A 20,285-nucleotide genomic window follows, 5' to 3' on the forward strand; every position below is an offset into this window, starting at 1 on the left:
TAGGTTAATAATTGGTTAGGTTAAACACTTGAAGTTCCCCACTTCAAGTGTTTTTTTTTGTAGAATTAGCTTGCATCAAATAACTTTCTATTCCGCTTCTGGTGTGACTTTTATGTACAACTTCACTTCCTTTTCTAATAACACTTCTACGCTAAGCATACCTTCTATTTATAGCACGGCAAATCATTTATCGAGGTCTGTAATGAAACTTTAAAATAAATACATTGCATTACTATGTATTTTGTTATATTTACCTCCATGAACAAAGAATTTATTGACAAATGGATTTCACAGCTAAAAAAAGGAAGCCTTTCTTTTGTTATACTCGGTGTCCTCGCTTACGAGCAAGAATACTATGGTTACGATCTTATCCAGGAGGTCAAGAAGAAAACCACCATTGATATTGCTGAAGGAACATTATACCCTTTATTAATTCGTTTAAAAAACGAGGGGTTGGTCGAATCGCAGTGGGTTCCGCAGAAGACTGGGATTCCAAGAAAATATTACAAAATAACAAAGGAAGGCCAAAGTACCTTCTTAGAAATGAGAAGTTACTGGGCAGGCTTAAACCAACACTTAACCACCTTGACTCATGCATTATAACCAAATACATTTTACCAATAGATTCTCGGCTCAGCTTTATAAAAATTACATGTCAACAGCCACGGCTCTTGTCAAAAAATTAGCATTGGAGCAACGTCAGGATATATTATGCGAAATTAATAGTCACATATTTGAGGCGTTGCAACAGCAATTTCCCCAACAGTTAATCCAGGATACGACGCCTATGCAGCTCGAAGATATTTTGGAGAAGCTAGGTTTACCTGCGACCTTTATCTTAGAAATGATCTCTTCAGCCTCCTTAGGTCAGGCAATAGCGCCTTCAACTGAACCGACATCCCTCTTGCAGATCCCCATCATATTTGCACGAGCGATAGTCAATTTGGTTTATTACACCACCTATACCCTGATGCTTATTGCTATATTTTTAGTAGTGGCCAAGTTTGTTGATCCACAGGGAGTAGGCTTTTTCTATGCGCCCAATAAGTTTTTCATATTCGGAAAACTTATTCTACAGCACGAAGAGGCCATACGGTATGAACAGTTGGGCAATTATTTTATTCCAGTTCTTCTATTTATCATCATTGGGCTGTATTATTCTTCAACGCTTATTCTAAAAATCAAAAAATCTATATACCATAAATTATGAAAAGAACCCCACTTTTGCTCTTGCTATTAGGCAGTCTAACCAGCCCAATTTTAAAAGCCCAACAATTTAGTCCTATCCGGATGGACAGTCTGATGTCAATATTAGAAAATAACCAAGTCTGGATGGGCAGTATTGCCATCAGTAAAGGAGACGAATTGCTCTATCAAAAGGCCATTGGATATGCAGACATCGCCCAGAAAAAGAAAGCGAGCCCAGATACCCGCTATGGTATAGGGTCGATTTCAAAAACTTTCACAGCAACCCTTGTTCTGAAAACAGTTGAGCTTGGAAAACTCCAGTTAAACCAGACATTAGCAACATACTTTAAGAACATTCCAAACGCAGAAAAGATCACAATTCATCAATTGTTAAATCATAGTAGCGGTGTTCATAGCGTCACCAACGACAAAGATTACCTGACATGGAACACTAAACCTCAAACTGAACAGGAACTTGTTGAACGCATTATCAAAGGTGGTGCTGAATTTACCCCTGGAAGCAAACATGAATACAGTAATTCAAATTATATTTTACTGACATATATCCTAGAAAAAGTATGGAAAAAAGATTACGCTGCGCTCTTGAAAACGTATATATGTGGACCATTGAAATTGGAACAGACCACATTTGGGCGTCCACAAAATAATAGCGGTGCTGTTAGTGAATCCTATCGATTTACGCAAGAATGGATCCTTGAACCACACACCCACAACTCTGTTCCCCTCGGTGCGGGGGCAGTTTGGTCAACGCCAACAGATCTAGACAAATTTTTCAATGGTTTATTCAGCCATAAAATAATCAATGCGGCGAGCCTCGACGCCATGAAAAAAATAGATCAAGGTTATGGACTTGGCTTATTCCAGTTGCCGTTCTATGAGCATATGGGTTTTGGACATACCGGCGGAATCGATGGCTATTCTTCTGTAGCTGGGCATTTCGATGATGGTAATTATAATGTCGCTATCATTAGTAACGCCAACAATTATAATAATAATGAAATCCTAAAGTTCAGTTTAGGTGAACTTTATAAAAAGTCCTTGCCACTACCGGATCTTACGGAAGTACAATTGACAGACGAAGAAATTACTAGTCTTGTTGGCGAATATAAAAGCGAACAGCCTCCAATCCAGATAAATATTACCCGAGAAGGAAACAAAGTGTTCGGACAGGTCATTGGTCAACCGTCGTTTCAGCTGAAAGCAAAGGATAAAAACACGCTGATTCAACCGCAATTTGGTGTAAAAATAGTTTTCGAGCGCAACGAAAACAAAATGACACTCTACCAAAATGGACATACACTTGTTTTGAAGAAATAAGGAGACATTGTTGCTAGTGGACGTAGCTATACGACTTGATTAATGAATATATCCCCATTTGCTATCCATATCTTCCCTATTCATCAAATTGTACAATCTAAAAAGCAGGATTTTATTTAAATCTTGCTTTTTAAGTTTCATATTTCACGATTTGTCTAAACAGACATTATTCGCCTATGCGGAATTACTTGAAAGCCTATAGAAATAGACCGCAGCGTGATGCTATCTGCATCAACTGTATGAGTTGAACCGATCGTTTAAATAAGTCGGGAACCTATATGATTAGCTGACTAAAGTTTTCAATGCAGCCACGCATTTTTTTGGTCGCAATACAAACAAGCTTCTAATTACCTTTATTTTCTAACTATTTAATATCTACTGGCAAAAAGACAATTTTGCTATAACTTTCTTTTTCAAATAAAACACCGAGTTTATTTTTATTTAAAAGCACTAAATCGGAATATGCGGCATAATCCCCTTTTACACCCTCAGGTGCTTTTGCAATAACCTGATTGAAATACCAGGTTTTACCCTGATCTTTACTTAACCGAACGGTTAGATTGTCTCTTCTATTGGTCGATGCAGCATTACAGACGGCTAATAGGTATCTCCCCTTCTTTTGCCAGGAAAGCACGGAACCCTGATTTACCGGGTCGGGCAAATTTTTATCAGAATAGGTTGTATCCCAAGTAACACCACCGTCGTTTGAATAAGACACAATCCTTGATTTTACATTACCTTGCTGATTGCGGGAATTCATGTATAATCCTGTCCCCGATATTTGTGCGGCCATTGTTTCATTTGATCCTTCAAATTTTACACTCGCACCGATTTTGAATATTTTTCCATGGTCGTCCGAATAATAAGAATGCGCAAAATAATCTTTGCCATCTGACTTCGGATTTCCTTCGGAGTGATTAGCTGGAATGTATATACGTCCTTTATATTTACCGGAATCAAATTGTAATGCATGTCCTGGTGTATTCGCATAAGTTCGCCAATCCTCCTGAAAGTTATACTTCGCATTTACCGAAGGCTGATTGGGGCGATGCGTCTCAAGCGTAATATTCTGTGGATTGGACCAGGTTTTTCCGCCGTCGGCCGAGCTAATGGACCAACATTCTCTCAAGCCATTGCCTTTGCGTACTTCGCCTTCGTGATTATTGCCCGTATTATAAAAAAGTAACAGGCGTCCTTTGGGATATGCCGGGTCTAGCAGATCAACTACGGGTGCTGGGTTGCCGACTTGCAAATTATCGTTGTCAACGGCAACATGCAGCGGACCCCATGTTTTCCCATTATCCTGACTGATTTTATAAACAATATCCACATTGCCAAAATCTCCTGCATGATCTACCCTGCCTTCTGCAAAGGCGATTAGCTGTCCTGTTTTATCCTTTACAATAGCAGGGATACGGTAGCTCTTATAGCCTTCTTCGCCTGAAACAAATACATTTACTTCCTGTGCCTGACAAATCCCTGCTAACAGCGCAAATGCTCCCATTATACATAGTCTCTTCATATCTATTTATGTTTATTGTTACTTATTTTAAAATTCATCCGCTCCATCAATGGAATGAAACATGCTACTTTTACTCCTTATCAATAGGGAGACAAGTAAACATCCATTTCAATGGATTTTGCCAGTCTTTCCCTTTTAATTTTCCAACAGGCAACTTGACCACAATTGTATTCCACCCTTTACGAAATTTAACTATGGCAGGACTTCGATAACTATACCCCTCATCAATCAATGGGATTTCCAGATCTCCCTTCTGACCCGCATGCTGCCAATCCGGAGGAAGCACTTCATGTGCATTGACCCAAAGTCTACTCATCCTGTCGTCCCATGTCCCCAAATTTGGTGAATCACTGGCATACGAACGGGAAAGATCATTAAAACCGATCCAAAACTCCTTATTGACCTGCACGTCACTCCAGATCCGGCTCACAGCATACAGTGTGCTATTTTCAGCAGGATCATCTATGGCCCCTTTTACGACATCAGACCACCAATGGCGTAACACGATTGTGCCACCATAAAACTCACCGATCTTTTTTAAAGAAGTAAAATTTCCTTTCGCTTCCTCCTTTAAACTCATACTTAGGTTGCCTTTATTTTGCAGAGGTCCATACAATACCCATTTCTGTTTACTTTGCTGGTAGTAAGGAAAAATAAGATCTCTAAAATACAAATGCTTATGCTGGATCAAACGTTCCTCAAATGCCTCAAATTCAGCTAGCCCTTCCCGGTCCGTTTTGATATTGCTGCGCCATTCAAAATCTCCTCCACCGCACCAACTACGTTCTGCGAAAGTCAGCAGAGCAGGGTAAACTGCATTCTGACGAAATATATCCCGTTCATGATTGACCGCACGATCCGGCCATGAACAGAGTGTTGCCCCCATTAATTTTTCATTTTCCGATGTCTGGCCTCCCAATTGCCTGTAAAATAACGTTGTCACAGCTTCCAAGGGATCCATATGGTTTATATACAAGTGCTTTGAATCAATGACCTCGAAAGGAGAATCTTTCGTAATCGCTTGTGGTCCCCCCATCCAAAGCTGACGAATCGTCTGTGGTTGCAGATTGCCGCCGGGTTCCCAACCAATGGTCTTCATCCCCAAGCTTTCGGTCCATTTCGTCATAAGCGGTAAAAATTGCTGATTGTAAATTTTCACCTCGTCTCCTCCGATATGCAAATAAGGTAATTCCGGATAAGTGACCGCAAATTCCTTCACTAATTCCTTGAGAACGGTTAGCCCACTATCGCTCTGCATATCAGTTTTAAAATAACGTCGAAAGGCAGCCGAGTGCCCCGGCATATCAATTTCGGGTAGGAGCTGAATATGCCTGTCATGACAATATCGGATCAGCTCCTGCATTTCGTCAATTGTATAATACTTTCCGCGCCACCGATCCATGTTGGAAGAATCCGTCAGCCCCGGATAGTTCTTACTGGCAAGACGCCAGGCGATATCCTCCGTGAAATGGAAATGGAAAACATTCAGCTTATACCGTGCCATGATGTCGACTTGCTCCTTAAGTACATCCATAGACTGAAAATTTCGTCCTACGTCAACCTGATACCCGCGCCAGCGAAAAGACGGATAATCTGTAATGGAGCAATAGGGTAACTGCCCGTCCTGACCGCCCAGTTGCCGCAACGTTTGTAAAGCATAGAAAATACCGGCACTCGTTTTGGCCTCAATCCGTATTCCCTGTTGATCCACAGCAATACGGTAAGCTTCCAAAGATGTGGAGGGCAGATCCAATTGCTTATCACAAAAGATCGCGATATCACTATTCTTGAAACTCTCAAAATCAATCTTAGTTACATTCCAATCTTTTAGCAAGACACTTAGTGTCTGTCTATCAAAATCTGACACCTCGCCTTTGATATGAACACGAACAAGATGCTGAATAGCATAGTTCCCTGTTTTCCATTTCACAGAACGCGGCATAGGAAGCAGTGGCCTGATTGAATCCGGCAGACAACGTAAAGGACTGATAAAAAAAAGAATAATAATCAGCGTAGAGAGGAGGATATTTCGCGCAGCTTCTTGTCGTCTCATGATCTTTTACTTAATTGAGTTAAATTCCTTCAATATTTGCATACAATACCACTCTTGGCGAGGGAGGTGAAAAGGACCTTTAAATAAATTTCCCTTAGCCGTTTGCGCAATCTTCCCGTCGCGATGGAGGTAACCATACCATTCACCATTGAGTTTATCGTGGAAATGGTCATAAGCATATTGATTGATCTGTTGATGCCAGCTTTTATATTTTTCATTGCCGGTCACCATATAAGCGAGCAATGTTGCTATAATTGTTTCATTCTGTGGCCACCAGAATTTCATATCTTGCCAGTATTCTTGTACAGGTTTTCCGTATACATCTCTAAAGTATAGAATACCACCATATTCTTTGTCCCAGCCACGTTCCCACATATAATCCAGCATACGGCAGCCTAGACCAATCAAATGCGGATCATGGTCTCGGTATCTAGCTTCATGGAGGATAAACCAAGCTCCTTCGATGGCATGCCCGGGATTGAGAGTACGACCGTCAATATGATCGACAATTTCACCATTAGGCCCTACTTGTTCCATCACACAACGGATATCATCTTTAACAAAGTCTCGTTCAATCTGTGCAATACAATCGCTGATAACGATATCACAGCGCGGATCGCCAATCGTTTCGCGAATCTGTTGCGCGGTATTGATCATGATCATCGGTACACCGATTCCCTTCATGGGTCTCGTCGCTTCATACTTTGGTTCAATCAGCCTTTCTCCATTTGCATATGCGAGACAAATTCCAAAAAGATGACGAGCTTCATCTGCAATATCTTCGTCTCCAGTAGCTTTAGCATAAGCTGCGAAAGCGATGGCGGCAAATGTTTCCGAAAAGAAATAGCGGCGCATGCGAATAGGATTCCCCAGACGATCGACGTGAAAATACATTTTCCCATTTTCGTCAAAGCAATGTTTTTTCAAAAATTCATAACCTATCCGGGCACCTTCTAACCATTCTTCTTTCTGTTCTACAGTTGCGTAAAGGGTAGACAGCAGCCAGCAAGCACGTCCCTGAATCCATACGGCTTTATCTGTATCAATTAAAGTACCATCGTGGTCACGCATGAATAGGTACCCACCACATTCATGGTCAATCGATCTTGGAAACCAAAATGGTACAGTATCTTTTAAAAGCTGATCACGATAAAAAACTTCCATCTCCTTCAAGTAATCAGTGTCTATTATTTTTGCAGTATCTTTTATGCTTATCTGTTTCATATTTTCTAATTTTTATAGCAATTCATTTTGTGTTTATTTAATCGTCAAATCGAAAGTGGACACCGGTGTTCCGATTTCATTTTGAAGATTTGCCCTGCTAAAAGGTTCATATCCATACAGAATTCTCGTTACTTCGCCATTTGGCTTATTGATTTCGACAGTATTGTCAGAAAGGATATTTGCCCGTACATTAAAAATCCTTCCCTTATTGTCCACCAGCTGAAAGCCTTTCACAGTTGTATTCTCATTGGTTTTTAATTTTGTACAATGATCAAATGTCAATAGCAGCCGATCATAGTAAACCCGATATTGAATAGGGTTTGGATGATCCGCATTTAATACCGCCCCATAGAGATGCTGACTTGCTAGATTTGCCAAACGCTGCCCTACCAAGATCTTTTCTCGGGGATGCACCTCCAAAGAATCGCCCACATCGAGTGTCACTGCCATATAGGTACCTGAGATCTGTTTCTCCAATAAACTTTGAGAGTTTCTAAAATTCCCCCATGATGTTCTATCTAGACTTGTTAACTGAACAAAGAAGAAGGGCAGATCCTGATGAAAACTTTTGCGCCAGGAAGAAACCAATGTTTTGAAAAGACGCTCGTGAAGTTCAATATTATGCGCATTGCTTTCACCTTGATACCAAAGTATGCCTTTCAACCCTGTGCCCAACCACTTGCTGACCCCCGCTTCAAAATTATAGGCAGGTTGATAAGGATGGCGCTGATTTTTAACGTTAGAATGGACCAAATTTTGACTGGCGCGTTCCCGGCAGAAATCCTGCAGAAAATCTGATTTTTGCCAGCTATGGATATACGAGGCCAGCAAATCATCGCTTTCCAGGGATTTCCGGTCGATCCAGGATTCCGTATTGGATCCACCAACGGACAGATCGATGATACCGATAGGAATATGTTGTGCTTCGGTGAGTTTTTCCGCAAATGAATAGGCTACCGCTGAGAACTGTGCTGCTTCATCCGTTGTTGCTTGACTCCAGTTGCCCTGGAAATACGTAAGGTCATTCACCTTTTTTAATGTAGTAGAATCCCAAGCCACGGCATCGGTTTCCACTAGATTTCTACATTTAAAAAGGCGTAGATTCTTTCGCGAAGATGCATTTTTGATCAGCGATTCACTTTTTAGGGCCCGACGCAGTGGAAAAGCCATATTCGATTGGCCGGAAGCCAGGTAAACATCGCCAAAAAGAATATTTTTCAATTCGATGTTCTTTCCACCCGAGCTCACCTTTATTTCATAAGGTCCTCCTGCCTCCATTCTAGGAAGCTTTATCTCCCAGAATCCATCCAGATTCACATGGGTCCTATAGCTCTTCTGATTAAATGCAAGTTTGATCTCAGCAGCTGCAGTGCCCTTACCATAGATACGATTTTCCCAGTTACGCTGAAGCACCATATTTGAACCAATCGTTTCGGCCAGCTGCAAATCTTGCGTAATCGGGGTCAATACATGCGCTACTTGTCCGGCAATCAATGCTGCTCCCTGCTTATTTGGATGCAAATAGTCATCAAAAAGATCAATTCGAGCTGCAAGCGGGCTATGGAGATCAATCAGTCCAACCTGATTATTCTTTGCAATCTGAGGAATTAACACCTGAATCTGCTCATACCAATCTCGCGTACCAGATAGAAACCGGGGATGACCGCTAAAAATAGGAGTCAACCGACAGATGTAAATTTGTACGCTGGGATTAACAGATCGTATGGAATCAATCAGCGTCGCGTAATCTGATGCAAAGGAGTTCTTATAATTCGGCCAGTTTCTCGGATCGGTATCATTGAGACCCAGATGTATAATGGCAACATTAGGTTTAAAATCCAATGCTTTCCGATATTCTTCCGTTTTATAATAAGGTCTATGCCCCTTTCGTAGAAGTGTAGCTCCTGAATGGCCAAAATTCCTCACTTCAAACCGTTGGCCCAGCAATGCTTGAAGCTGGCTCGGATAAGAATCCTCCACAGGATTGCCGAGCCCATAACCAAAGGTTACGGAGTTACCTATGCAAGCTATTTTAATTCGCCCCTGCCCCAGGGAGACAGAGATCGAGATAATCAAACATAAAAGCAAAGCTCCTTTTTTTGAAATATAGATTGGCATCATGTCGATTAAGGATTTCATATTCATGATCTATTAATTCAGGATATCGCTACGATTACTTTTCCATTGTTTTCGGTTTAAGAAATAGGAGTTGCAACAACAGTGCTAGCAGTACCGCTGCCCCCAATAATGCAAAACCTAACCCAAAATGGCCTTCATCCTTAAATTTCCCCAACCATTGTGTGATCATAGCTCCAGCAAACACCCCCACCATATTCATAAAGCCATAAGCGGTTGCCCGCAAATTTTTGGGAACAACCTGACAAAGAATAGGCATATTGTTGGCATCGAATATGCCAAAACCAATTCCAAAACAGACTGCCGCTCCCACAACTGCAGGTAAGGTCTGGCCTAATCCCAAAAACAATAAAGCAGGTATGGTCAGTCCAAGGCCAATTGCGCTGGTATAAATACGTCCACGGATATGCTTCTGTGCCCAGCGGTCACTCAGTATTCCGCCGGCTATAACCCCAATAAAAGATGAGATAGCGATTGTAATCGTAGACAATGGGCCTGCGTTTGCCATTGGGATATTCAGGCTGTCAGCGAACAAGGTTGGAAGCCAATTTTTGATGGCCCAGCCCGGTAAGCTTGGAGCCGCGAAATAAAACAATAGAATCCAGAATGCAACATTGGAAAATAACAGCAATAAACTTTTGGAAAGAGGTAATTGGCTTTCCGCAGTGCTTTCTTCATCTGAAGACGTATGTTTTTTCTCCATCAATAAGATCGCGAGCAGCAATGCATAACATATTCCGACAATTCCAAACCAATGAAAAGCGGTATGCCATCCTTTTGATGCCGCCAATGTTGCACCAAAGCCACCTAAGGCTTGACCTGTATAGAGCCCCGTCATATGTAGTCCAATAGCCAGCGATCGATTTTTTCCGGTATGGTAATCGGCTATCAAGGAAAGGGCAGTCGGGATATACAGTGCTTCACTAAATCCCATAATTGCTCGCAATACCAATAGTGTTGAATAATCATGCGCCATCCCCATGCCATAAGTAACTGCTGACCACACAAATAGACTACCCACGATCAGCCATTTTCTATTGCTTCTATCGGCGACAATACCAGCGATGGGACTCATAATGCCATATATGTAGAGAAAAACAGCCATCAATACACCAAAAGTTTCGGCACTTTGCAATTGCGGAATATCGACCTGCATCGCATCACGCATAGTCGACAGCATCTGCCGATCCATATAATTCAGCAGGGCTACTCCCCAAAGGAGCGCTACAACCAGCCACGGGTAAAAAGATTTATGTCGTAAAGAAGAGATCATTTCAAGCTTTATCAGGTTTATATGAGTTTTTATATCTTATTTTTTCAATCCTATTTGTTAGAAAATGTTGCTACTAAAATCTCAGGAGTACGAACGCCCGCCTTAATTTCACCACTGGGCAAAATGATCATGTCGTCCCAGACAACAGCTGTCGTGGTTACAGGTCCATTCGATGGCAAATCCCCCATCCGATTCCATTTATTCGAATGTAGATCGTAACGCCATACTGCTCTACCGAAGCCAGGATGATTGATTTGCAATTTATTTTTAGCATCAATGAGTTTCTGTCGCTGCAATGGGTTTGTTTCCTTTTTAGCATCAAAGATCAGCGCTTCTACCTGATGGAAGGTATTGCCCCGATCAGCACTCAATAACCATATCCCTTGGTCTGGTAATACACAGGCAGTTCCTGCTGCCGCGGAAAAAGGAATGTCAGTCCGTTTGGACCAAGTAATTCCATTATCGGTTGAGCACCATAGTTCATGGTATAATGTTGAAGGGCTCTCTGGATGAGCCTTTCTTCCTCCAAGCAGATAAAGGCCATTCTGACTATCAGACAACAATTGCAAATGGGAGACCGCATAGGGTAATTTTCCCACACAGCCCCATCCTTTTTCAAGATGCGCTAGATCTAATTGAAACACTTGGTCCGATACAGCATCAGGCGTTTCACCACCGGCAACGAAAAGTTTATTCCCATGAGCTACCGCTCCCATATTGGCTAGCGGAAATGGGAGATTCGGAAAGTCTAACACCGTAATTTTCTTGGCGTAGCTATCATACTTAATCAGTCTACAAGCAGCTGTCTTTCCACCTGTCGTCTCTCCACCAATAATCAGCAATCCATCGGGTAAGCTCAGGCTGGCGGCATAAGCAACTACCACAGAAAGACTATCCAGGGCTGTTAAGCTAAGTCTCTTCCCCTCTTTTCTGTAAATAAAGACTTCTTTTTGGATCTCTTTCGTTCCGCCTTCCCAGGGTGGTAAATGAGGGAAATTCGCTCCACCGGCAATCAGGAGACAATCACCCGTGACACCAGCTATTGGTCCTGCCAGACCAATATGCTTCTTTCCATCTTGCATAGCTGGCAATGTAATGCCTTTATGCCATTCCAATCGACCAACCTGTGCATGAACAGCACCTGTAAACAGTATTCCCACAATAACTCCCATCCAATGTTGTTTTGTCATATCTATTTATTCTTGAACCTACAGTCCAGCCTGTAATTTCCCTCTCGATGTAAGCACCCATGATACTCATCTCGAGAGGGAGATCTGTTTTACTGTGCACAAAACGTCTGAAATTTAAGTTTGTTCACATCACTCTTAAAGAGTTCAAATTGCTCCGCCGAAATATTCTTTACAGGCAGTCTAAATACTCCGCAGTCTAGGCCAATTAATTTCATATACGATTTTCCTACTGAAATACCACCGTACTTTCCTAACAATGTGATCATATCGATGGATTGCTGCTGCAAAGCATTAGCTTTTTCAAGATCTCCCCGATCATAAGCCTCGATAAGCTCAAGATATAAAGGTGCAGCGTAGTTATAGGTACTTCCAACAGCACCTTTGTTGCCCAATACTAAGGCAGACAACATATTCTCATCTCTTCCCCATAACATGTCGTACTTGCGATCTGCATAATTCATACAGCTTAGAAAATCCATAAAATCTTCATGCGTATATTTGATTCCTTTAAAATTGGGTATCACTCCATCAATCTTCTTCAACAAGTCGATCATCTGGAAATTCCCGCCGGTCAATACTGGGATATGATAATAGTAGAAAGCCGTATTCGGTGCCGCACGTGCAATTTCGACACAACATTTTGCCAGCTGATCTACGTTGGCGGGTTTAAAATAAGATGGTGACGTAAATGACACGGCATCTACCCCTGCATGCTCAGCCAGCCTAGCCAATTGTTGACATTCTTTGATATTCGTCCCGCCCAGAAGCATCATGAGTATAAACGCATCGTCGTCTTTTGTTAAACTGGCCCAAGCTGTCATCACCGCAACTTTTTCCTCAAAAGTCAACGATACACCTTCTCCGGTAGAGCCACAGATAAAGGCACCCGTTACCCGGTTGCGCTTTAACATCGCATAGTATTGCGGAATCAGCTCAAGATTCAATTCTCCGTTTTCATCGAAAGGAGTAAATGGCGCTGCAATTAATCCTGAGATTTTTTGATTTAGCATATGATATTTTTATAAGATAGTAATAAATATCCTGTCTCAACTTTCAAATCAGTTGAGACAGGGTATCAGTTTTTAGGTTCCTTTATAACCAGGATTTTGCTGATCATTTAATTTAGGATCTGCAGTAAGGGTTCCTAAGTCTATTGGCCATAAGATTTTATGTTTCTGACCGTCAATATTGTTCAATACGCCGACCAAGTTTAAATCTTTACGAAACACCAAAGGCTTTCCGGATGCATCCTGCATACGTCTCAAATCAAACCATCGCTTGCCCTCTGATACAAACTCTTTTGTACGTTCATAAAAGATCGCTAATTCGTTTGCTTCGAAACTCCCATTTGTAAACAAAGGCGCTTTTCCGGCATAGGCCCGGTTACGTACAGCCATGATTTCGCCGGTTGGGTCTTCTCCCAATTTATTTTTAATTTCTGCTAACAATAGATAAGCTTCAGATAAGCGATAAACAGGATAGTCATCCGAATAGTTACGAACCCCGTCTATCAAAGTTCCCAAGAATTTTCTAAATACTACCGCCGATGTATTCCCTTTATTAAAATTCAGGAAAGTTGCATTTGCTCTAGTGTCAGTCTTTTCATATAATCTGTACAGATCAATTTTATACTCATAACGGATCAAACCCGTAGATCCGGCCTGTAAAGGATCTTTTGAGATAGCTTGTCCATTATCATCTACATAGCCTGTAATATCATCGCTTGCGGCATAAATGAAATTATTGAAAAATGAAGTCGCTTCTCCATTTAGATAACGAAGTACAAAAATCATCTCGGAATTACCTTTCATAGCCGGTACACTTGCAGATTTAAATGCATCTCCAAAATTACTGATGAGTGTATATTTAGGAATTACTTCCTCTATAGCGGCTTTTGCAAGTTTTAAATCCGCCGTGCTATTCTCTGGTGCTTTTCCATCTATATCTACTTTGGCCGACCATAGATACACTTCTGTTTTCAACATTTTTGTTGCTGCCAACGACCATTGTGCTTTCTGGTTTTTAGTTTCGTAGTTCCCTGAAAATGACTTTTCCGATTTATCAACTTCAGTTTTAATAAAATCCAGTGTTTCTTTCTCCGTTTCGGTTCGAGCTTTGTAAGCTTCCTCTGCGGATGTCGGTGTGTTAACAGCTGCCTGAGGTTCCGTTACTAATGGCACCCGACCATAAGTTCTAAACAAATAGAAATAATAAAAAGCACGCAGTCCATAGGCTTGCCCCAAATAATAGCCCTTTTGGACATCTGTCAAATAATCAGCTTTCTCCACCTGATAAATAAAATTATTAACCTGAAAAATTGGAGCGTATAATCCTGCCCAACCTGATATTCCAGGAGAACTTTCACGAATATCCTGTGTAATTATCCCTGCAGAGTTCAATGATGCCGTTCCTGTAAAACTGGTACCATCTCGTAAGGTTCCCCCACGCAGTTCACCCAAATTCCATAAGTTTTGCTGTTGTCCACGCAGTTGGGTATGAAGTCCCAACATAGCTCCGGCGACCTGCTCGTTGCTTTTCCAGAAACTCCCACTGGCAAAGTAATCCTCGGGACTAAGGTCTAAATCAATTTCTTTACAAGAAGAAAACAGAAAAACTACAAGACCTATATAAATAAATATCTTTTTCATAATTTGGAATTAAAATGTTAATTGAAGCCCAAGTATAAATGTTTTAGGAAGAGGGTACCCACCGCCATTTTGCCCTACACTTCCACTTTCGGGGGAGAACAATGTATTTTTTGACCAATAGTGTAAATTTTGACCTGTGGCGGAGATGCTTAAATCTTCCATTTTTAATCGGTTAGCAATGGATTTAGGCAATCGATAAGACACATTAATCTCTCTAAAAGCTAGATAATTTCCCTTATTATAGAACATACTACTTTCCCGACTGGTATTATTTTTAAATAATTGATCTGCCCAATAATAAGTCGGATATTTTGCATTTGGATTTTCAGGAGTCCATGTATCAAATACACTCGTTGTCGTATTGAATGTTCCCTGCATCATTCCAAGAAACCAGGCTCTCGGTCCATCATAAGCAACATAGCCCAATGCGTAATCAAAACGGGTGCTCAAGCTAATATTCTTCCAGCGTAAAGCCGCCCCAAATCCGCCCGTCCATCTCGGCACTGTATTTCCCATATACACCCTATCATAAGAATTGATTATGCCATCTCCATTTACATCCTTCCACATAACATCGCCTAAAGCTAATGGATAGTATAAATTCTTCTCACTACTGGACAACGCATTATAGACATCAGGATGCACCAATGTACGTGCACCGATCAGATCCTTCAATTGCAAGGCATAGCTATCCAACTGTTCTTTTGTCCGAATGATCCCGATGGCTTCATAAGCATAAGCAACATTCGGGTCTTGCCCCTCCTGATTGCCTCCTACCCAAACGAGTTCTTTGGATTTTGGATCATAAACCTGTAAACCGCCTTGTCTGTTATTTTCAACACCATTAAATGGTAATTTTAAGATCTTGTTTTTATTGTAGGCAGTATTCCAGTTAAAGCTTAAATCCCAGTCTTTTCTCCTTAGCATTTGATAATTCACCCCAATTTCGACTCCCTGATTCTGCATATCACCATTGTTGGTCGTAATTGTGGTAAAACCGGCTGAAGCTGGCAATGTCAGGCTTGCGATCTTATCTTTAGTCGTTCGATGATAATAGGCAAGACTCAAATCAATCTTATTTAAGATTCTGGATTCAAGTCCTACTTCTTTTGTAATCAGACTTTCCCATTTGAGGTTTGGAATTGAAAGCGTAGACATTGTGTACCCCACTTGTCCGTCATACTTGTTTGTGCCATATGAACCTTGAAGTGTATAGGATCCGATTCCACTGACATTACCGTTCCCCCCATAACTTGCGCGTAATTTTAACGTATTTACGACTTTATCAGTACCTAAATAATCCTTCAAGAAATCTTCATGATGTAATGCCCAGCCAATTGAGACTCCTGGAAAGGTTCCCCATCGATTATTTAGCAATGTCGAATAACCATCTCTACGTGCCGTCAATGTCAAAAGGTATTTTTCTTTATAGTCATAGTTTACGCGTCCAAAATAGGACATGATACGTTGTCGATCATGGTATGAATCGATACTTCTTTTATTGGCATCTGGACTCGTTAATCCAAGATCCATAAAGTCGTCTGTCGGAGCTCCACTTCCAGCCGCTGTAAATCCATTGTTATACGTATCAAAAAATTCCGAACCCAACATAGCGTCGATATGATGCGAACTCGCGATTTCAGTTCTATAATTTAAAACGGCGTTATAGGTTTGATTATATATTTTATCATAGGAAGCCGAGGAATTTCTTGTGCGAACATAATTTCCTGGGCTGGCTAAATAATCTCTATTAAAGGATTCCGAAGTAGACTGGTTGAAAAACCAGTTACCACTTACACGTAAACTAAGGTTCTCTAAAAAATTAATTGTAAAAGCTTGGGTAAGCGTAAGCTTCTGATTTAGGTTTTTACGAATGAATTTATCGTCATTTACCGCAGGATTCCCATCTTGATAATCACGACCAACGAGCAGATCACCATTGGCGTTTGTACCACGCATTGTTGGAGGGGCTCCCAGCGCCCGGGTCATATAATTTCCTTCTCCATTAATAGCATCACGCCACTTTGTGTAAGCGAAATTGACACCTGATAATGAATGTAGCCAAGGTTTAACTTTATATTCACCATTCAACACAAAAGTTGTACGATCATAAAAAGTATTGATGGGCATCCCTTTTTCGTTATATTTCCCCACGCTTCCATAATATTTACCTTTATCGTTCCCACCTTGCAATGCGATATTGTAATCTTGCGTCAAACTAGCATCACGAAGTGCATATTTAGCATAGTCAAAATCTTTAAAAATTAGTTCTTTTCCCGTTACAGGATCAATCATGGTCTGCCACCCTTGTTGTAACAATTCACGATTGGTATCGTCGAGCAACATGGTACTCCACACTGCATTGTTCGTAAGATTGCCATCTAAGATATTTCCCTTATCATCCTTATATTTATTCCCCGTACCAAAGGGGCCCACACTCGTTAATTGATTCAACTGGGACGGTTGATATTGCCCCGATACCTGAACACCTTTTCTACTCCAGTTTAAGTAATCTTTGGCACTCAGGAAATCAAAAGGATTGTTCAATTTATTGACACCAACTTTAGACGACAATGTAATATTGGAAACACCTTCTTTCCCCCTTTTTGTGGTTATCAATATCACACCGTTTGCAGCTCTAGCACCATAAATAGCTGTAGCAGAAGCATCTTTTAAGACATCGATCGATTCGATATCATTTTGATTAATGTCATTAAATCCATTTCTAATCAACCCATCAACAATGACTAATGGTGTACCTCCGCCACCATAAGTAGTTCCGCCTCGAAGCACAACTGTGGGGACAGCTCCCGGTCTTCCTGATGTTTGTTGAACCCGAATACCCGGTATGGTACCCGCTAAAGCCGAAGCTGGGTTCGAACGAACTCCAGTTTCAAGCACCTTTTTATCCAAGCTGCTTACAGACCCCGTTAAATTCGACTTTTTCATTTTTCCATATCCCACCACAACAACCTCATCCATTTGCTCAACCTTAGATTCAAGCTTAATATCCAATTGATTTAATTGCCCAACTTTTACCTCGTATGGTCTATACCCCGTAGACGTAATCACTAAAATAGTATTGGGATTGGTACTGATGGAGAACGTTCCATCGGTATTTGACTGCAGAGATTGGCTGGATCCTTTGACCTTTACAGTCACATTTCCTAGTAATTCTCCAGTTTTTGCATCGGTAATTTTTCCCCGCACGGCATGGTCCTGTGCTTGAGCCAAGAGCATATTGCCCGTCAATATAGACAGGGTAAGCAGGGTTCGTAATTTTAGGTTTGAATACATATTGGTTTGTATTAAGTATTACATATATGCAAATATATAAATTACAAAATATAAAAAACAAATTTAAATCAAATTATGTATAACATATTAATCACTTTTATTAATTATCTTTGTCTTAACGCGCCTAATGCGCTATATGTAATATATATGGAACCGAATTCTTCGCTGATAGAACATCTTAATACAATTGATACCTCTTCGCTAGTAGATCGTGCAGAAAAAGAAATCATCAATCTTTTTGTCAATCAGGGTTTAAAAGTTGGAGATGCATTACCTAAGGAAATTGAATTGGCCGAAACCCTTGGTGTAAGTCGTACAGTAGTTCGCGAAGCCATGTTGCGGTTGCGTATGGTCGGATTGATCGAATCCAAAAAACATCGTGGGGCCGTTTTAACAAGTCCAGATCTTATAAAACCGCTACGCAAATCACTTTATCCAACCATCATGGAAAATAAGACCCTACAGGATCTTTTTGAAATGCGCATGGTTCTGGAAGTAGGTATGGCCGATATCCTCTTTGAACATATACAAGAAAAAGATATTGAGGAGCTCGAAGCAATCGTTGCAAAAGAACCTATACAAGCAGATAATACAATTTTTGATATTGAAACCGAAATTGCCTTTCATGGTAAACTTTATGAAATCACGGGTAATACCATCCTGAAAGATTTCCAGAATATGTTGTTACCTGTTTTTCAATATGTACATAGTAGTGGTCTACTGACCAGCCCCAGCCCTTCAAAAAGCTTCATCTCGCACCGGGGATTAGTCGATATATTGAAAGTAGGCAATGCTGAAGTATTCCGAAATGCGATGCGCAAACATCTTGATAATCATTACCAACGGCTCTTTTTGTATAAGAAATCTGTCGGGTAAACGGCACTTAAATAGCAGCATAAACACATATAAAAGCCCAATAGTTAGTATATTGGGCTTTTTCTTTTACCTGCGTTATTTAATTTGAACCATCCAATTTATCCTCCTTCCAAACTAGCGTAGCTGGTGAAATTTTTGCAGTTGATTCGGTATCATGAGTAAATCCGTTATATCCTTAAATTCAATCACGAAAAACATGAGGCATGTATGACATAAAAACATTTTCTGGAGGTTCATTTGGTCTCAATGTCTTTATCGCCCCGCCTATTCCGATAGCAAAAGTACGACTATACCATGGGGAGGAAGCGTGAAGTTTCTATTTTGGCCAAGTTTCCCATCATGCTGATGACGCCATAAATCTTTCACTCTATTTTTCGGCGACAAACTCAGTGCTTTTGCATCCAATATAAACCGGGTTTCGCGATCTGATCTGTTGAGAATTGCCAGTGCCTTATTCTTTGGATTGGCCAATTCTTTCTTCCATACTTCTACCTCTCCTGCCTTCAGGACACATTGGGCCTGTTTAAAAGCCTTGTCCTGATTTAGCGCAATCATTTCTTTATTCGTCAATATAGCGAGTGTCTCCTTCGAAATTTTACGCAGATCATTTCCCGCCATCAAAGGTGAATTCAGCATGCACCATATTGAAAAATGTGTTTTATCCTCTTCATGAGTCATCCCATTGCCCACTTGAAGCATATCCATATCATTATAATGGCCTGGTGAGCTATAAGGATATAGATTACGATTGAGATCGATAATATGCAGCACCGAAGCAAAATTCGGCTGTATATCTTGCGAGATACGCCAAGAATCTACTTGCTTAATTGCCCAATTTCCAGGAAATTGCCAGCGGCAAAGATTAAACCCTACATCAGGACGAACCGCCCGCACCGCTGTTATTATTTTTGTGTATTGCTCGCGATCATCTAGTTTCATTTCCAATCCACCACACCAGTCTACTTTGATAAAATCAAAATTCCATGTTTTAAAAAACAACGCAGCATCCTCACGTTCATGGCCATACATACCAACACCAATGCCCTTAGGATCTTTATCCCAAATTGAGCCACAGGTGTTTTTTCCGCCTTCCGAATACAATCCCGCTTTTAACCCCTTAGAATGAATATAATCGGATAAGGCCCGCATTCCATTGGGAAATTTTGAACGATCTTCGTAAAGTTTTCCTTCCGCATCTCTCCCTCCAAAATATCCATCATCCACATTGATATAGTTGTATCCTGCATCATGCAAGCCGGTAGTGATCATTGCATCAGCCTGCTCCCGAATCAACTTTTCGTCAATATGAATCCGAAAACTATTCCAACTGCTCCAACCCATAATGGGTGGTTTTGCCTCTTGCCCCACCGCCCTCAGGCTCCAATTACCTATTAGAGCCACTAATAGAACGCTCTTGAATAATAACTTAAATCTCATAACTTCTTATAAAAAATTGATTTGCTTGTCCTTTTCTCTATTTTCCAGCCTTCAGCTCAAAAATAGCAATAGGTAATGATATGGGAAAGTAAATTCAACATCA

At 40.9% G+C, this 20,285-nt stretch carries 14 protein-coding genes; 4 read left to right on the top strand and 10 right to left on the bottom strand.

Features of this window, described 5'->3' with window-relative positions; translation table 11 throughout:
• The first annotated feature begins 258 nt into the window (after positions 1-258).
• From B2W36_RS12980 to B2W36_RS12990, 3 genes are read left to right on the top strand one after another with little or no spacing between them, the layout of a single operon-like run.
• The gene (locus B2W36_RS12980; protein WP_293884392.1) at positions 259-603 is read left to right on the top strand and encodes a PadR family transcriptional regulator; all 345 of its coding nucleotides are present in this window, start codon (positions 259-261) and stop codon (positions 601-603) included.
• Positions 593-1,210: a hypothetical protein gene (locus B2W36_RS12985; RefSeq protein ID WP_293888072.1), complete on the top strand. Its 618-nt coding sequence runs from the start codon at positions 593-595 to the stop codon at positions 1,208-1,210. Before B2W36_RS12980 ends, B2W36_RS12985 begins: the two co-directional genes overlap by 11 nt.
• Positions 1,207-2,526 (top strand): serine hydrolase domain-containing protein, encoded by a 1,320-nt coding sequence (locus B2W36_RS12990; RefSeq protein ID WP_293888074.1) that lies wholly within the window; start codon positions 1,207-1,209, stop codon positions 2,524-2,526. The genes B2W36_RS12985 and B2W36_RS12990 overlap by 4 nt, the downstream gene beginning before the upstream one ends.
• A 364-nt stretch (positions 2,527-2,890) precedes the next feature.
• On the opposite strand, the gene B2W36_RS12995 is transcribed toward B2W36_RS12990, so the two are convergent.
• From B2W36_RS12995 to B2W36_RS13035, 9 genes are all read right to left on the bottom strand, one after another.
• Complete coding sequence (locus B2W36_RS12995; RefSeq protein ID WP_293888076.1) at positions 2,891-4,048, bottom strand: sialidase family protein; 1,158 nt, start codon at positions 4,046-4,048, stop codon at positions 2,891-2,893.
• A gap of 70 nt (positions 4,049-4,118) precedes the next feature.
• Positions 4,119-6,101 carry a beta-N-acetylhexosaminidase gene (locus tag B2W36_RS13000; protein WP_293888077.1) on the bottom strand — a complete coding sequence of 661 codons (1,983 nt, stop codon included), beginning with the start codon at positions 6,099-6,101 and terminating at the stop codon, positions 4,119-4,121.
• 6 nt (positions 6,102-6,107) lie between these two features.
• Entirely contained in the window at positions 6,108-7,325 is a 1,218-nt protein-coding gene (locus B2W36_RS13005) for an AGE family epimerase/isomerase (RefSeq protein WP_293888079.1), read from the bottom strand.
• Positions 7,326-7,358: 33 nt separating this feature from the next.
• Positions 7,359-9,464, bottom strand: a complete 2,106-nt coding sequence (locus tag B2W36_RS13010; protein WP_293888081.1) for a GDSL-type esterase/lipase family protein — start codon at positions 9,462-9,464, stop codon at positions 7,359-7,361.
• Between the two features lie 34 nt (positions 9,465-9,498).
• On the bottom strand, positions 9,499-10,734 hold the full coding sequence (locus B2W36_RS13015) for an MFS transporter (RefSeq protein WP_293888083.1): 1,236 nt from the start codon (positions 10,732-10,734) through the stop codon (positions 9,499-9,501).
• Between the two features lie 50 nt (positions 10,735-10,784).
• Entirely contained in the window at positions 10,785-11,924 is a 1,140-nt protein-coding gene (locus tag B2W36_RS13020) for a hypothetical protein (RefSeq protein ID WP_293888084.1), read from the bottom strand.
• Between the two features lie 89 nt (positions 11,925-12,013).
• Positions 12,014-12,934, bottom strand: coding sequence for a dihydrodipicolinate synthase family protein (locus B2W36_RS13025; protein WP_293888086.1), 921 nt, complete (start codon positions 12,932-12,934; stop codon positions 12,014-12,016).
• Positions 12,935-13,006: 72 nt separating this feature from the next.
• Positions 13,007-14,572, bottom strand: coding sequence for a RagB/SusD family nutrient uptake outer membrane protein (locus tag B2W36_RS13030; RefSeq protein WP_293888087.1), 1,566 nt, complete (start codon positions 14,570-14,572; stop codon positions 13,007-13,009).
• Between the two features lie 9 nt (positions 14,573-14,581).
• Positions 14,582-17,869 (bottom strand): SusC/RagA family TonB-linked outer membrane protein, encoded by a 3,288-nt coding sequence (locus tag B2W36_RS13035; RefSeq protein WP_293888088.1) that lies wholly within the window; start codon positions 17,867-17,869, stop codon positions 14,582-14,584.
• Positions 17,870-18,016: 147 nt separating this feature from the next.
• Between B2W36_RS13035 and B2W36_RS13040 the strand changes: the two genes are divergently transcribed.
• A complete protein-coding gene (locus tag B2W36_RS13040) occupies positions 18,017-18,745 on the top strand; it encodes a FadR/GntR family transcriptional regulator (RefSeq protein ID WP_293888089.1) in 729 nt (242 codons plus the stop codon).
• A 264-nt stretch (positions 18,746-19,009) separates the two neighbouring features.
• Here B2W36_RS13040 and B2W36_RS13045 read toward each other — a convergent pair whose 3' ends face one another.
• Complete coding sequence (locus B2W36_RS13045) at positions 19,010-20,182, bottom strand: glycoside hydrolase family 27 protein (RefSeq protein WP_293888091.1); 1,173 nt, start codon at positions 20,180-20,182, stop codon at positions 19,010-19,012.
• Positions 20,183-20,285: the final 103 nt, after the last annotated feature.

The organism is Sphingobacterium sp. UBA3549 (assembly GCF_002376635.1).
In the GTDB taxonomy this organism is placed as follows: domain Bacteria; phylum Bacteroidota; class Bacteroidia; order Sphingobacteriales; family Sphingobacteriaceae; genus Sphingobacterium.

Coding starts and splice junctions, on each gene's coding strand:
- B2W36_RS12995 (WP_293888076.1), bottom strand. CDS start 4,048: ATGAAGAGACTATGTATAATGGGAGCATTTGCGCTGTTAGCAGGGATT.
- B2W36_RS13015 (WP_293888083.1), bottom strand. CDS start 10,734: ATGATCTCTTCTTTACGACATAAATCTTTTTACCCGTGGCTGGTTGTA.
- B2W36_RS13005 (WP_293888079.1), bottom strand. CDS start 7,325: ATGAAACAGATAAGCATAAAAGATACTGCAAAAATAATAGACACTGAT.
- B2W36_RS13035 (WP_293888088.1), bottom strand. CDS start 17,869: ATGTATTCAAACCTAAAATTACGAACCCTGCTTACCCTGTCTATATTG.
- B2W36_RS13030 (WP_293888087.1), bottom strand. CDS start 14,572: ATGAAAAAGATATTTATTTATATAGGTCTTGTAGTTTTTCTGTTTTCT.
- B2W36_RS13045 (WP_293888091.1), bottom strand. CDS start 20,182: ATGAGATTTAAGTTATTATTCAAGAGCGTTCTATTAGTGGCTCTAATA.
- B2W36_RS13040 (WP_293888089.1), top strand. CDS start 18,017: ATGGAACCGAATTCTTCGCTGATAGAACATCTTAATACAATTGATACC.
- B2W36_RS13020 (WP_293888084.1), bottom strand. CDS start 11,924: ATGACAAAACAACATTGGATGGGAGTTATTGTGGGAATACTGTTTACA.
- B2W36_RS13010 (WP_293888081.1), bottom strand. CDS start 9,464: ATGAAATCCTTAATCGACATGATGCCAATCTATATTTCAAAAAAAGGA.
- B2W36_RS12990 (WP_293888074.1), top strand. CDS start 1,207: ATGAAAAGAACCCCACTTTTGCTCTTGCTATTAGGCAGTCTAACCAGC.
- B2W36_RS13025 (WP_293888086.1), bottom strand. CDS start 12,934: ATGCTAAATCAAAAAATCTCAGGATTAATTGCAGCGCCATTTACTCCT.
- B2W36_RS12985 (WP_293888072.1), top strand. CDS start 593: ATGCATTATAACCAAATACATTTTACCAATAGATTCTCGGCTCAGCTT.
- B2W36_RS13000 (WP_293888077.1), bottom strand. CDS start 6,101: ATGAGACGACAAGAAGCTGCGCGAAATATCCTCCTCTCTACGCTGATT.
- B2W36_RS12980 (WP_293884392.1), top strand. CDS start 259: ATGAACAAAGAATTTATTGACAAATGGATTTCACAGCTAAAAAAAGGA.